Origin of the sequence: Mesorhizobium delmotii (assembly GCF_900149755.1) — a bacterium.
In the GTDB taxonomy this organism is placed as follows: domain Bacteria; phylum Pseudomonadota; class Alphaproteobacteria; order Rhizobiales; family Rhizobiaceae; genus Mesorhizobium; species Mesorhizobium delmotii.
Window position 1 is genome coordinate 2,073 of the sequence record NZ_FUIG01000092.1, and the last position, 14,408, is coordinate 16,480.

The following is a 14,408-nucleotide window of genomic DNA, read 5'->3' on the forward strand; positions in this document are numbered from 1 at the left end:
ATCGTAAAGAGAAGATGATTTGTTCCTTCATATCCCCCGAAAAGGGGTGTGATTTGTCGCGGGAGACGCTCAATTTCCCGCATATGATGGGTTTGCCTAACCGCACCCTCGAACCGATCTCGAGAAGCTGGTCTTTTTGTGCCAATGCCATCAAGCGCAACCCGTAGGGTTGTCACGCAGCCAAGTCCTGCACAGGATTTGGCTGAAGCGACGATCCTTCGGATCGCGCGGTGGGTATTGGCAATGAGAACGATCAAGTGTCTTAAGGGCAATTGGTGGATGCCTTGGCATGCACAGGCGATGAAGGACGTGATACGCTGCGATAAGCTACGGGGAGGTGCGAATACCCTTTGATCCGTAGATTTCCGAATGGGGAAACCCACCTAAGGTGCTTGGAAAATCAGAGCAGCCAGTGGTCGACAAGGCCAACTTGCTGCTGTGGTTTCCAAGGATCTGTAATAGGTAACTTATCCTGAATACATAGGGATAAAGTGGCGAACGCGGGGAACTGAAACATCTAAGTACCCGTAGGAAAGGACATCAACCGAGACTCCGGCAGTAGTGGCGAGCGAACCCGGACCAGGCCAGTGGCGATGATGAGACAAGCGGAACCTTCTGGAAAGTAGGGCCATAGTGGGTGACAGCCCCGTACGCGTAATGCAAATCATCGTCCTCGAGTAAGGCGGGACACGTGAAATCCTGTCTGAAATTGGGGGGACCACCCTCCAAGCCTAAGTACTCGTGCATGACCGATAGCGAACTAGTACCGTGAGGGAAAGGTGAAAAGCACCCCGACAAGGGGAGTGAAAGAGTACCTGAAACCGATTGCCTACAAACAGTGGGAGTCCAAGGTTCGTCCTGGGTGACCACGTACCTTTTGTATAATGGGTCAGCGACTTAGTGTGACGAGCAAGCTTAAACCGCTAGGTGTAGGCGCAGCGAAAGCGAGTCTGAACAGGGCGTTCAGTTCGTCGCATTAGACCCGAAACCGAGTGATCTAGCCATGAGCAGGTTGAAGGTAAGGTAACACTTACTGGAGGACCGAACCCATAACTGTTGCAATAGTTCGGGATGACTTGTGGCTAGGGGTGAAAGGCCAATCAAACTCGGAAATAGCTGGTTCTCCGCGAAATCTATTTAGGTAGAGCGTCGACCGAATACCCCAGGGGGTAGAGCACTGGATGGGCTAGGGGTCCTCACCGGATTACCAAACCTAACCAAACTCCGAATACCTGGGAGTACTAGTCGGCAGACACACGGCGGGTGCTAACGTCCGTCGTGAAAAGGGAAACAACCCTGACCTACAGCTAAGGTCCCCAAGTTATGGCTAAGTGGGAAAGGATGTGAGGATCCCAAAACAACCAGGATGTTGGCTTAGAAGCAGCCATCATTTAAAGAAAGCGTAACAGCTCACTGGTCTAAATAAGGGTCTTTGCGCCGAAAATGTAACGGGGCTCAAGCCATACACCGAAGCTTAGGGTTCGTGAGCAATCACGAGCGGTAGCGGAGCGTTCTGTAAGCTGATGAAGCCATACCCGTGAGGGGTGGTGGAGGTATCAGAAGTGCGAATGCTGACATGAGTAACGTAAGGGGAGTGAGAGACTCCCCCGCCGAAAGTCCAAGGGTTCCTGCTTAAAGCTAATCTGAGCAGGGTTAGCCGGCCCCTAAGTCGAGGCAGAAATGCGTAGACGATGGGAACCACGTTAATATTCGTGGGCCTGGAGGAAGTGACGGATCATTGAGGTAGTCCAATCTTATCGGATTGAACGGGCTGCTGCGTGGTTCCAGGAAATAGCTCCTCCTTATAGACCGTACCCGAAACCGACACTGGTGGACTGGTAGAGTATACCAAGGCGCTTGAGAGAACTATGCTGAAGGAACTCGGCAAATTGCACGCGTAACTTCGGAAGAAGCGTGACCCTTTTCCACGCAAGTGGAGGAGGGTGGCACAGACCAGGGGGTAGCGACTGTTTATCAAAAACACAGGGCTCTGCGAAGTCGCAAGACGACGTATAGGGTCTGACGCCTGCCCGGTGCTGGAAGGTTAAGAGGAGGGGTGCAAGCTCTGAATCGAAGCCCCAGTAAACGGCGGCCGTAACTATAACGGTCCTAAGGTAGCGAAATTCCTTGTCGGGTAAGTTCCGACCTGCACGAATGGCGTAACGACTTCCCCGCTGTCTCCAGCATAGACTCAGTGAAATTGAATTCCCCGTGAAGATGCGGGGTTCCTGCGGTTAGACGGAAAGACCCCGTGCACCTTTACTATAGCTTTACATTGGCATTCGTAGTGGCATGTGTAGGATAGGTGGTAGGCTTTGAAACCTGGGCGCCAGCTCAGGTGGAGCCACCCTTGAAATACCACCCTTATCACTATGGATGTCTAACCGCGGCCCGTTATCCGGGTCCGGGACAATGTATGGTGGGTAGTTTGACTGGGGCGGTCGCCTCCTAAAGAGTAACGGAGGCGCGCGATGGTGGGCTCAGAACGGTCGGAAATCGTTCGCTGAGTGCAATGGCATAAGCCTGCCTGACTGCGAGACTGACAAGTCGAGCAGAGACGAAAGTCGGTCATAGTGATCCGGTGGTCCCGCGTGGAAGGGCCATCGCTCAACGGATAAAAGGTACGCCGGGGATAACAGGCTGATGACCCCCAAGAGTCCATATCGACGGGGTTGTTTGGCACCTCGATGTCGACTCATCGCATCCTGGGGCTGGAGCAGGTCCCAAGGGTATGGCTGTTCGCCATTTAAAGCGGTACGTGAGTTGGGTTCAGAACGTCGTGAGACAGTTCGGTCCCTATCTGCCGTGGGTGTAGGAATATTGAAAGGATCTGTCCCTAGTACGAGAGGACCGGGATGGACGGATCTCTGGTGGACCTGTTGTGGCGCCAGCCGCATAGCAGGGTAGCTATATCCGGACGGGATAACCGCTGAAGGCATCTAAGCGGGAAACCCACCTTAAAACGAGTATTCCCTGAGAACCGTGGAAGACGACCACGTTGATAGGCCGGGTGTGGAAGAGCGGCAACGCTTGAAGCTTACCGGTACTAATAGTTCGATCGGCTTGATCGTTCTCATTCCTTATGCCCATCTGACAAAGTCAGATGGTCTGTTCTCACTCACGCTTGTTCCGCCCTGCGGGCGGCGCTACGTGGGTGCGGCGCATCGGCGCCGACGGTCGGTCGACCTTGCGAAGCTTCGCTTCGAAAGGCGCCAAGACCAAAAGAACGGTAAAGGCACAACAAAGACCAGCGAACAGCTCAGAGAGAGCAGAAAATAGGGTTCCCTATTCGCTACTCACTATTGGCTATTCGCTCAAAAAGCTTCTCGAGCAACGTGCGCTTTGCCGACCTGGTGGTTATGGCGGAGCGGCTGCACCCGATCCCATTCCGAACTCGGCCGTGAAACGCTCCAGCGCTGATGGTACTTCGTCTCAAGACGCGGGAGAGTAGGTCGCTGCCAGGTCTGCAAAACGCACGTCGAAAAATCCAAATCTTCTCCTTACCAACAGGCCCGCCAAACGGGAACTCGGGCCGCGCAAGCGGCCCTTTCATTTGGCGGAACTTGTACCTAAGTAAAGCGCTGACTTGCTTGAAAAGTTGACGCGGGGTGGAGCAGCGCCCCGTCCGCCCGCAAAGGCCGAAGGCCTCGAGGACGGACAAAACAAAAAGTCCGGGCTGCCCGGCCGGCATTCGCCGTCAAAGTTGACGCGGGGTGGAGCAGCCCGGTAGCTCGTCAGGCTCATAACCTGAAGGTCACAGGTTCAAATCCTGTCCCCGCAACCAAATCAAAAAGACGGCCCGCCTCGCGCGGGCCGTTTTGCGTTTGCGCCCTGGCGCGCCAGTTTTTGATGCTCATCACGTTACCCTACGGTGTGGGTCTCGGCAGGCGCCGTTTTCCCGTGTTAAACTGCTTGGCATGGAGATGGACACCGACAAGATCGACAATGCCGTTCTGGGGCTGCTTTGGCTAACGCTGCATGAAGAGAGGCGCGCCTGGAAGGGATTGGATTGGGATGCTCTGGATCGCTTGCACCAGAAGGGACTGATCGCCAATCCAGCAAACAAGGCGAAGTCGGTGGTTCTGACAGATGAAGGCCTGCGACGGGCTGAGGAACTGTTCCGCACCCTGTTCACGCGGCCGGCGCCATGAGCGCTGGCTGGCGTTCCAATTCGACAGCAAGAGTCGCGCAGGCAAAACCGACAACTTGCTCCGCAGGCTCATCCCGCAACAATTGCGGTTGGGCGTTCCGCCCGACCCCCGTCTGGCGGCGGTGTCCGGAGCGGCGGACTTTCAAGTCGAATTGCTACCGCCGGCGCTGTCATGGCGCCTGGTTCAGTTGATACGGTTTTCCAACCCCACCGTCAGCGGAATCTCAAGCCCCCGCCGCAATCCCGTCGCAACGACCGACACCCTGAATTTTCCTGCGAGCGCCTTGTCGAAAATGGCGCCGACGATGATATCGGCATCGGCGTCGACCTCCTCGCGGATGCGGGTGGCGGCTTCGTCGACCTCAAACAGCGTCATATCAGTGCCGCCCGATATCGAGACAAGAACGCCCTTGGCGCCCATCATCGACGCTTCGTCGAGAAGCGGGTTTGCGATCGCCGCTTCGGCCGCCTTCCTGGCGCGATCCTCCCCGGTGGCTTCGCCGGTTCCCATCATCGCACGACCCATGTCACGCATCACCGACTTCACATCGGCAAAGTCGAGATTGATCAGCCCTTCCTTGACGATGAGATCGGTGATGCAGCCGACGCCGGCGTAGAGGACGCGGTCCGCCATGGCGAAAGCGTCCGCGAACGTCGTCCTGGCATCGGCGATCCTGAAGAGGTTCTGGTTCGGGATGACGATGACGGTATCGGCGCTTTCGCGGAGCCGCTCGATGCCCTCATTGGCCGCATGCATTCGGCGGTTCCCTTCGAAGACGAACGGCTTGGTTACGACGGCCACGGTCAGTATTCCCGCATTCCGCGCGGCCTGCGCTATGACCGGCGCCGCACCAGTTCCGGTTCCGCCCCCCATGCCCGCGGTCACGAAACACATATGCGTTCCCGCGAGATGATCCATGATTTCGTCGATCGATTCGACGGCCGCGGCATGGCCGACGTCGGGCAGGGAGCCTGCACCCAAGCCTTCCGTGACGTGCGCTCCCAATTGGATCAGCCGCGTTGCCTTCGACATGGTGAGCGCCTGAGCATCGGTGTTGGCAACGATAAATTCGGTGCCCTGCAAGCCTTCGGCGATCATATTGTTGATGGCGTTGCCGCCACCGCCGCCAACTCCGATGACGGATATCTTGGGCCTCATCTCCGAGATTGCCGGCCTCGTTGCGGTGTTCATTTGCCGTCTCTCCCCTTGAATGCGCTAGCGCAGCGGTCGGTGGAAGGCTTGTTATCCGCACACTGCAAGATTTTGGACAGTGAGCGAATCAGGACAGCCCAGCGTAACCAAGGGAATCAGACCGTTGAACCGGCTGCAAGTGCAGTATGCAAACTCGCGCATGTTACGCGCCATTGGTTTGCCGTCGGTGCTTCAGTTGGCGCTAGCCGAAAATTGTCTGATGTCAGCGCCTCCCGGTACGGCCGAGACCGATCTTCCTGTTCTACTTCACGCCGATGCCGGCCGTCAGGCCGCCATCGATCCTGTAGTCCGCGCCGGTGCAGAACCCGGCTTTTGACGAACACAGAAAGGCGATGAGTTCCGCCACTTCCTCCGGCTCGCCGATGCGTCCGATGGGGTGGGCTTCGCCGAAGCGCCTGTAGGCGGCTTCGACATCGGCATCGGTGCGTTCTCACCGCGCGCCGCCTTCTCCAGGATAGGGGAGCGGATCGAGCCCGGGCTGACGGAATTGACGCGAATGCCGGAGCGCGCGTAGTCAAGCGCCAGCGAGCGCGTCAGCGTGTGGATGGCGCCCTTGGTCGTAGCATAAGCGGCGACGTTCTGCTGGCAGGCGAAGCCCTGCACCGAAGCCACGTTGACGATGGCACCGCTGCCCCGCCTGATCATTTCCGGGATGCCGAAATGCGCGGTCAGGTAGATCGAGCCGACATTGACGGACATCGCCCGATTCCACGTGTCGAAATCGGTGCTAACAGCGGTTCCATATGGATGGACTGCCGCGGAATTGACGATGATATCGAGGCCGCCGAACCGCTCGACACCGGCCGCGACCGCGTCGCGAACCTGATCCGGCACGGAGACGTCGACGGCCATGACCAGCGCCCCGGCGCCGGAGCTGTCCAGTTCCGCTGTCATCGCCGCGTTGGCCGCGCGATCGATGCCGCAGGCGATGATCGCCGCGCCGCCTGCCGCAAGACGTCTGGCGGTCGCCAGGCCGATCCCGGTCGTCCCCGTCACCAGAGCGATCTTGCCGTCGAAATCCTTCATGCGCAAACTCCTTTAATTTGACTTCCATTGTGGCCCAACAATACGGTTCTGTTTTTATCGCAAAGGGAAAGCCTCGATGGAACAGTGTTGGCGCTGGTATGGCCCGAACGACCCGGTGACGCTCGATCATGTCAAGCAGGCCGGAGCCACGGGCGTCGTGTCCGCCCTGCATGATATCTACGACGGCCGCGCCTGGCCTTTGACGGACATCCTGGAGCGTAAGCGGATCATCGAGGCCGAAGGGCTGACCTGGTCTGTCGTGGAGAGCATTCCCGTCCACAATTCGATCAAGATCGGCTCGGCGGAAAGGCAGCGTTACGTGGGTTGGTACCAAGATACCATCCGCGCGCTGGCGAAGGCCGGCATAAAAACCATCTGCTACAATTTCATGCCGGTGGTCGACTGGACCCGCACCGACCTTGCCTATCGGCTTCCAACGACGGGCTACGCCCTGCGTTTCGATGCGATCGATTTTGCCGCATACGACATTTTCGTCCTGAAGCGCAGGAATGCCGAAGCCAGCTATAGCGCGTCACGTATCGCCGAAGCGGAATCGCGACTGAAGGAACTGAGCGAAGAGCAGATCGACAGGATCGAGCGCAATCTCATTGCCGGCCTGCCGGCGACCGAGCGCAGCTACGTCAGGGATAGTTTTCGCGAGGCATTGGCGGAATACGACTCGATCGGGCCGAAGGAGTTGCGCGACAATCTTGCCTGGTTTTTGCGCGAGATCATTCCGGTGGCCGAGCAGGAGGGAGTGCGCATGTGCATCCATCCCGACGACCCGCCATTCTCGCTTTATGGCTTGCCACGGATCGTTTCGACCGCCGAGGACGCGCGTTTCATCCTCAACGCTGTCGACAGCCCGGCGAACGGCCTGACATTCTGCACCGGCTCCTACGGTACGCGCGCAGACAACGACATTGTCGGCATGGTCAAGGAATTCGCCGACCGGATCCATTTCGTCCATCTGCGCAATGTAACCATCGAGGATGACGGCTCCTTCTATGAAGCCGAGCATCTGGAGGGTGGCACCGACATGGCGCATGTCATCCTCGCTCTGATGCAGGAAGAGACGCGCCGTCGCAAGCAAGGTCGCGCCGACTGGCGGATTCCCATGCGCCCCGATCATGGCCATCTGCTCGCCGACGATATCGGCAAGACCAGGATCAACCCCGGCTACTCATTGATCGGCCGCCTGAAAGGCCTCGCCGAACTGCGTGGCATCATGCTCGCTGTGGAACGTTTTGAGCTGGCCTGAGGATCGCAAACAGGAAGTGGTGCTAAGGCTGATGGCTTGACGCAACAAGCTCGGCCTTGCGCCGTGCCGTCTCCAGCCCGATGGCGATGAAGCGGCGCGCATGCCGGGCCAGCTCCATATTGTCGGTCCACAGATTGCGCCAAATGGCGGTTTTCTTCGACAGGTTCTCATCGACGATCTCCGACGAGAAGGATTCGAAACTGAGGTCGTCGCCATAGCCGATTGCGGTCAGCGCATCGAAGATCGCGGCAAAGTCGATGTTGCCGGTGCCGAGGAAGCCGCGATGGCTCTCGCCGATATGGACATAGCCGATCTTGTCAGCCGCATGGCGGATGGCCAGCCCGATATCGGCCTCCTCGATGTTCATGTGGAAAGTGTCGAGATGCAGGAAGATGTTGTCGGAACCGGTGTCCTCGATGAAGGCCAGCCCTTGCGCGGCGGTGTTGAGCAGATTGCTCTCGAAGCGGTTGACGATCTCGAGGTTGAGCGTAACGCCGGCGGCCTTGGCGGTCTCCGCGACCTTGGCAAGCGTTCCGGCGCTGCGGTTCCATTGATCGCGCGTCGGCGCCTGCCCCTGCAATCCATGGCTGGTGCTGAGGATGCCGGCGACCTTCTGGCCGCCGAGATCGCGGGTGAGCGCGATCGTGCGTTTCAGGATTTCGACGCCATGCGCGGCAATCGCCTTGTCGGCGCTTGAAATGTCGCCGTCGGCCGGTAGTCCGATGCTGATCGCCACGCCGAGATCGAGCTCGGCGATGCGCTTGGCCAGTCCGCCAATGTCGACATTGGCAGGGTCGAGATAGGAGAATTCGATCAGGTCGAAGCCGGCGTCTTTGGTGGCGGCCAGCGTCCGCTCGAGGTCGCCTTGCGCCGAGCTCGCCGACCAGACGAAAGAATGGATTCCAATGCGCGACATGATCGTCTCCTGCTGTTCGAGAGCATCGGACCCAAAAGTGGAAACCGGTTTGGGAAAATCCGATGCTCAAACAAAAAAACGGTGCGACCGGTCGTCCCGGCCGCACCAGCCTTGGGAGGCTCTAAGCTAGCGGGCCGCCGTCCAGCCCTTGTAGTCCTTCAGGTTCTCGGCCGTGATCAGCTGCGGGTCGAGCAGCACCGTCGCCTCGGCCGGCTTTTTGCCGGCAAGCACTTCGGCTGCCATCTGCAGCGACTGGCCAGCCATGACGTAAGGATCCTGCGAGGCCGAGGCCTTGATCATCGACGTGCCGGAAGAGAGTTCCTTCTCGATATCGGGCGCGCCGTCGACCGCGGTGAAGATGAACTCCGAGCGGTTGAGCTGCTTGGCCGCAAGCTGGGCGCCGATCGCCGTCGGATCGTTGATGGCGAACACCGCATCGATCTTGTCGAAGCGGGTCAGCAGCGACTGGAACACCTTCAGCCCGCCGTCGCGCGAGCCTTCGGCATTCTGGTCGTCGGAGAGGATCTTGATATCCGGGTGTTTCGCGAGCACGTCCTTGCAGCCCTTCACCCGCTCCAGGATCGACGACGATGCAGGGCCGTTCAGGATGACATAGTCACCTTTGCCCCCGGTTTGGTCGACGAGGTACTGGCAGGCCGCTTCGCCGGCCTTGACGTTGTTGGTCATCACGGTGACGTCGGCGCCCGGCGCCGAGACGTCGAACGCGGCAACAACGATGCCCGCCGCTTGCGCCTTCTTAACCGCTGGTGCGATGGCCTTAGCATCGACGGCGTTGAGCATGATCACGTCGACGCCGGCCGCGATGAAGGAGTCGACCTGCGAGACCTGCTTGTTGAGGTCGTAGTCGGCCGACACCGACGTCACCTCGACATTCGGGTTGATTTTCCTGGCCGCGTCCTCGATGCCCTTGATGGTGGCGACGAAGAACGGGTTGCCGAGCAAGCCGACCGATATGCCGACCTTGTTCAGATCCTTGGCCGAAGCCGGTGCGATGGCGACGGCCGCGAGGGCAACGCCGCAGAGCAGTTTAGCGATGGTCTTCATTGTTTTCCTCCTGATGCCCCGCGCCTCTCACGGTGCGTTACATGAAACCGGGTCGTTGACGCCGGCGACTAAGGTCAATCACGTTCTTGCTCCTGCCTGGAGCCTGTAGCGGTCGAGGGCGACCGCCACGATGATGACCAATCCCTTGATGATGTACTGCCAGATGTCCGAAACACCGGCCAGGATGAGCCCGTTGGAGAGCACCGCTATGATCAGCCCGCCGATCAGCGTGCCCCAGATCGAGCCGACGCCGCCGACGAAGCTGGTGCCGCCGAGAATGACCGCGGCAATGGCGTCGAGTTCATAGGACTGCCCAAGCTGCAGGCCGTTGGCGGCATAGAGCCGGGCCGCCGACATGGCGCCGCCAAGACCGGCCAGAAGGCCGGAAACGCCATAGACGAAGAGCAGCACCAGCGGCACCTTGATGCCGGTGAGGCGGGCGGCCTCGGCATTGCCGCCGACGGCATAGATCCAGGTGCCGAGCACGGTGCGCTTGAGCACCAGCCAGGACAGCACCACGACCGACAGGGCGATGATGACCAGCCAGGGGATGCCGAACAGCGAACCATTGCCGATGAAGTCGAACGGCAGGTCCGAGTTGAACACCGTGGTGTCCTGGCCGAGCAGGCGGGCGACGCCGCGCACGGCTGTCAGCGAACCCAGCGTGACGATAAAAGGCGGCAGCTTGATATAGGCGACGAGCAGCCCGTTGATGATGCCGAAGCCGAGGCCGACCAGAATGGCCGCCGGCACGCCGAGCATGCCCCACTCCGGCACCAGCGACACCATCACCGCCACCATCGCCGATGCGGCAAGAATGGAGCCGACGGACAGGTCGATGCCGCCGGTCAGGATTACGAAGGTCATGCCGGCCGCAAGGACGATGTTGATCGACGACTGCTGCGTGACGATCAAAAGGTTGGTCTCGGTGAGGAAGCGCGGGTTCATGACCTGGAAGCCGGCCGCCAAAAGGATCAGGACCGGCAGCATGCCAAGGGCGGCGAAGGCCGTGCGAAACCGCCGGCTCCTGCCAACAGCCTGGTCACCGGCACTCATCTCGGTTGCCTTGTCGGTCATCCCTTGGCCGCTCCCGTTGCAAGTTCCATGATTGCTTCCTGACTGAGCGGCTGGCCTTCGGAGGCCGTCACCTCGCCTGATATGGTGCCGTCGCGCATCACCAGAACGCGGTCGGCGACGCCGATCACCTCCGGCAGTTCGCTGGAGATCATCAGGATAGCGATGCCCTTCTTGGCGAGATCGTCGATCAGCCGGTAGATTTCCGACTTCGCCCCGACATCGACGCCGCGTGTTGGCTCGTCGAGGATGAGAACCCGCGGCTCGGTTTCGAGCAGGCGGGCGAGCAGCACCTTCTGCTGGTTGCCGCCCGACAGCGAGCCGGCATTGGCCTGCACCGACCTGGTGCGGATGGACAGGTCGGAAACGGCCTTGGCGGCGCGCTTTTCGGCCGTGGCGAAGTCGCGCAAGCCGCCGGCCCGCGCGTCCCTTGCGAGCACGCCCATGCTGATATTGTCGGAAATCGACATGTCGAGGAACAGGCCGAGTTCCTTGCGATCCTCCGTGAGGTAGGCGATGCCGGCGTCCAGCGCCTCGCGCGGCGAGCCGATGGCTATCGGCTTGCCGTCGAGTTCCAGCGTGCCTGATGTGTGCCTGTCGGCGCCGAAGATCAGCCGTGCGAGCTCGGTGCGGCCTGAGCCGACCAGGCCCGCCAGCGCCAAGACTTCGCCCTTGTGCAGGTCGAAGGAACAGTCCTTCAAAAGATTGCCGTCCGACATGCCCTGCACCGATAGCGCGATTGCGCGCTTGCTGTCCGGCGGGCGGTGATCCTTCTTGTAGAAGGCGGACAGGTCCCGGCCGACCATCATCGAAACGAGGCGCGAGGCATTCAGGTCGGCGCGGTCGAGCGTGCCGACATAGCCGCTGTCGCGCAGCACGCTGACGCGGTCGGCAAGCTGGTAGACCTCTTCCATGCGGTGGCTGATGTAGATGATGGCGATGCCCTGCGACTTCAGCGTCGCAATCACCTCGAACAGCCTGTCAGTCTCGCGCGAGGTCAGCGAGGTCGTCGGCTCGTCCATGACGATGATGCGCGCGCTGGTCGACAGCGCGCGAGCGATCTCGACCATCTGGCGCTCGCCGAGCGACAGGCTGGAGACCGAGGCGCGCGCCGAGAAGGAGACGCCGAGCCGCGCGATGATTTCCTTGGCGCGCCGGTTGCACTGGTCGCGGTCGACGATGCCGAACCGCCTCGGCTCGTTGCCGAGGAAGATGTTCTGCGCGACCGTCAGGTTGGGCGCCAGCGACAGCTCCTGATAGATGACCGCGATGCCGTTGGCGCGTGCCTTGATCGGGTCGCCGGTCGCGACCGGCGCGCCGTCGATCAAGATGTCGCCGCCGGGATCTGGCCGATAGGCGCCGGACAGCACCTTCATCAGCGTCGACTTGCCGGCGCCGTTTTCTCCCATCAGCGCGTGCAGTTCGCCGCCGTGCACAGTCAGCGACACATCCTGCAAGGCGCGGATCGGGCCGAACGTCTTGGAGATGTGCCGCATCTCCAGCACCGGCTGGCGCACTGTTTCGATTCGGGCAGCGGCGGTCATCGCGCGCCTCCCGCAGCTGCACCGACGATGTCTCGGTCGGCGGAAAGGCCGCGCCAGCTGTCGCGATAGAAGGCAAGCCCGGTGAAGCTTGAAGCACGAACAGGCTCCGGCGCCTCGGCGGCAAATTCGCGTCCAACACTCTCGAAGGCGAGAGCCGCCGCTCCAGTGGCGCTGCCCTCCAGCGTGGCGCCCTGCATGAAGGCTTGGCCGGGACGCAGCTGCGCCAGCACCCCGGCGAGCAGGCCGCCACTGTTCAGCCCGCCATCGACGATTACGGTGTTGTTCGAATGGATCAGGTCGAGACACAGATCGACCATCAGCGCGACATAGAGCAGCGCCACGGCCGCGCGTTCCTCCGCGGTGGGTGTGCGCCCGACCAGTTCGCCGGGATGGCCAGGCATCGGCCCACCTGGCGCGAAGCTGGGCAGCGCCATGATGCCGGCGTCGATCACCTGCTGTGCTGTGGAGCGGTCGATTGCGCCCTGCCAGCCGGCGCTGATCGTCGCGAATTCACGCCCGCCCATGAAGCGGATGGTCGGCACCGGGCCACCGTCGACATCGACATTGACCAGCATGTCGCGATCGTGATCGAGCGCGTCGAGCGGGCAGTCCGGATTGAGCACAACCACCCAGGTGCCGGTCGAGACGACAGTGACCGGCCCAAGCTCCTGCCGACGATAGGCATGGAGCGCCGCATTGCTGTCATGGACACCGTTGTGGATGGCGATCGGCCGCGCCGCCTCGCCGAAGCGATGCTCGCCGATGACCGCGCCGGCACGCTCGAAGGCGGGCATCTGGCCGCGCCATCCTTCGGCGTCAACCAGCGAGGAGAAATCGCGCTTGCGCGGCGCCCACAGATGCGAGTGGCAGCCGAGATAGGACACCTCCGACACCGCCCGGCCACCAAAGCGCCAGCTCCAGTACTGGGGATAACCGAGGATCGATTTGGCGGCGGCGAACGCGCTTGGTTGCACCGTCTTCAGCCACAGCATGTGGCGACCATAGTTGAAACCGAGCGGCAGATGGGGCGAGAAGGTCTCGGCAAAATACGGAATGCGGCGATCGATCTGCGCGGCAATCTCGGCCGGCGGCTCCTGCTCGTAGTCGAGGATCGGATGCGTCAGCGCTGCATCGTCGACCAAGGCAAAGGTGCAGCCATGGCCCGAAACCATCAACCCCTCTATGCCATGGATATCGACCGCCTCGCCGACGGCGCGAGCCGCCCAATCGTGAACCGCTGCCTCGTCGAGCACGCTGAAGCCGCCTTTGCGCGTCCAGTTCGGCTGGGTCCGGCGCTCGTCGAGGATCTGCCCGTTCTGATCGAAGACGAACAGCTTCGAGTTGGTCTTGCCGAAGTCGAGGACGGCCACTTTCACTGGACGGCTCCCGAGGAAGAGGCGATCCGCACCATGACGCCGGCGTCTTCCAGCATGCGTGCGTCGGCATCGGAGAGGCCGTCGTCGGTCACCAGCGTGCCGATGCGCGACAAGGGCAGCGCGACGTTGCGCGCGTGGATCGACAGTTTGCGGCTGTCGGCCAGCACCACGATCTGGTCGGCGCATAGGCTGAGTTCGACGATGGAGCGGACCAGCAGCGGATGCGATTCCAGCACGCCCTCCGGGCTGATGCCTTGCGCGCCAAGAAAGAACTTCGATGCGTAGAAAGGCACCGTCTGGGTGAGCGAATGAATGATGCCAGGCTCGCGATGAAGTTCACCCCCGGCAACGGTTAGGCTGCAATGGCCGTGGTCGCTCAAATAGGCGACGAGCGGCATGGAGTTGGTGTAGAGCCGGATGTTGCGGTCGGCGAGTTTGGCGCCGAGATGGAAACAGGTCGAACCGCCATGCACGATGACGGCGTCGCCATCGCGCACCATGGTCGCCGCGAGAGCGGCGATCTGCCGCTTGGCTTCGACCGCTAGATCGCGGTTCTCGTCATAGGGCCTGGCATAGGCGACGCCGGCATGAGAAGCGCCATCGAGCGCCGAGATGCCGCCATAGACCTTCCGTGCTTCGCCGGCCTCGTCGATCTTGTCGATGTCGCGCCGCACCGTCGCAGCCGACACGCCGAGCCGCTCCTGCAGCTCGCGCACCGAGGCGAAAGGGCGGTCCCGCAACAATTCGACGATCTGACGCTGGCGGCCGGAGTCGCTCAACGGA

General features: G+C 61.0%; 9 protein-coding genes, 1 tRNA gene, 2 rRNA genes and 1 pseudogene. 5 read left to right on the forward strand and 8 right to left on the reverse strand.

Going from position 1 to position 14,408, the window contains the following annotated elements; translation table 11 throughout:
• Positions 1 to 251 precede the first annotated feature (251 nt).
• From BQ8482_RS34455 to BQ8482_RS34470, 4 genes are all read left to right on the forward strand, one after another.
• A 23S ribosomal RNA gene (locus BQ8482_RS34455) occupies positions 252 to 3,071 on the forward strand.
• 278 nt (positions 3,072 to 3,349) lie between these two features.
• Positions 3,350 to 3,464: ribosomal RNA gene (rrf, locus tag BQ8482_RS34460) — 5S ribosomal RNA — on the forward strand.
• Positions 3,465 to 3,707: 243 nt separating this feature from the next.
• Positions 3,708 to 3,784, forward strand: a tRNA-Met gene (locus tag BQ8482_RS34465).
• Positions 3,785 to 3,917: 133 nt separating this feature from the next.
• A complete protein-coding gene (locus BQ8482_RS34470; RefSeq protein WP_123151629.1) occupies positions 3,918 to 4,151 on the forward strand; it encodes a DUF6429 family protein in 234 nt (77 codons plus the stop codon).
• A 183-nt stretch (positions 4,152 to 4,334) separates the two neighbouring features.
• Here the strand turns inward: BQ8482_RS34470 and ftsZ are convergent, their stop codons facing one another.
• Positions 4,335 to 5,342 (reverse strand): cell division protein FtsZ, encoded by a 1,008-nt coding sequence (ftsZ, locus tag BQ8482_RS34475; RefSeq protein ID WP_123151630.1) that lies wholly within the window; start codon positions 5,340 to 5,342, stop codon positions 4,335 to 4,337.
• Positions 5,343 to 5,604: 262 nt separating this feature from the next.
• Positions 5,605 to 6,389, reverse strand: a pseudogene (locus BQ8482_RS34480) (SDR family NAD(P)-dependent oxidoreductase).
• A gap of 76 nt (positions 6,390 to 6,465) precedes the next feature.
• Here BQ8482_RS34480 and uxuA point away from each other — a divergent pair.
• On the forward strand, positions 6,466 to 7,650 hold the full coding sequence (gene uxuA / locus BQ8482_RS34485) for a mannonate dehydratase (protein ID WP_123151631.1): 1,185 nt from the start codon (positions 6,466 to 6,468) through the stop codon (positions 7,648 to 7,650).
• A 22-nt stretch (positions 7,651 to 7,672) separates the two neighbouring features.
• Here the strand turns inward: uxuA and BQ8482_RS34490 are convergent, their stop codons facing one another.
• The 6 genes from BQ8482_RS34490 to BQ8482_RS34515 form a co-directional block, all read right to left on the reverse strand.
• On the reverse strand, positions 7,673 to 8,566 hold the full coding sequence (locus BQ8482_RS34490; RefSeq protein ID WP_123151632.1) for a sugar phosphate isomerase/epimerase family protein: 894 nt from the start codon (positions 8,564 to 8,566) through the stop codon (positions 7,673 to 7,675).
• 126 nt (positions 8,567 to 8,692) lie between these two features.
• The gene (locus tag BQ8482_RS34495; RefSeq protein WP_123151633.1) at positions 8,693 to 9,631 is read right to left on the reverse strand and encodes an ABC transporter substrate-binding protein; all 939 of its coding nucleotides are present in this window, start codon (positions 9,629 to 9,631) and stop codon (positions 8,693 to 8,695) included.
• A gap of 78 nt (positions 9,632 to 9,709) precedes the next feature.
• On the reverse strand, positions 9,710 to 10,708 hold the full coding sequence (locus tag BQ8482_RS34500; RefSeq protein ID WP_123151634.1) for an ABC transporter permease subunit: 999 nt from the start codon (positions 10,706 to 10,708) through the stop codon (positions 9,710 to 9,712).
• The gene (locus BQ8482_RS34505) at positions 10,705 to 12,249 is read right to left on the reverse strand and encodes a sugar ABC transporter ATP-binding protein (protein WP_123151635.1); all 1,545 of its coding nucleotides are present in this window, start codon (positions 12,247 to 12,249) and stop codon (positions 10,705 to 10,707) included. Before BQ8482_RS34505 ends, BQ8482_RS34500 begins: the two co-directional genes overlap by 4 nt.
• On the reverse strand, positions 12,246 to 13,625 hold the full coding sequence (locus BQ8482_RS34510) for an FGGY-family carbohydrate kinase (protein WP_123151636.1): 1,380 nt from the start codon (positions 13,623 to 13,625) through the stop codon (positions 12,246 to 12,248). Before BQ8482_RS34510 ends, BQ8482_RS34505 begins: the two co-directional genes overlap by 4 nt.
• Positions 13,622 to 14,404, reverse strand: coding sequence for a DeoR/GlpR family DNA-binding transcription regulator (locus BQ8482_RS34515; RefSeq protein ID WP_123151637.1), 783 nt, complete (start codon positions 14,402 to 14,404; stop codon positions 13,622 to 13,624). The genes BQ8482_RS34510 and BQ8482_RS34515 overlap by 4 nt, the downstream gene beginning before the upstream one ends.
• Between the last annotated feature and the right edge of the window lie 4 nt (positions 14,405 to 14,408).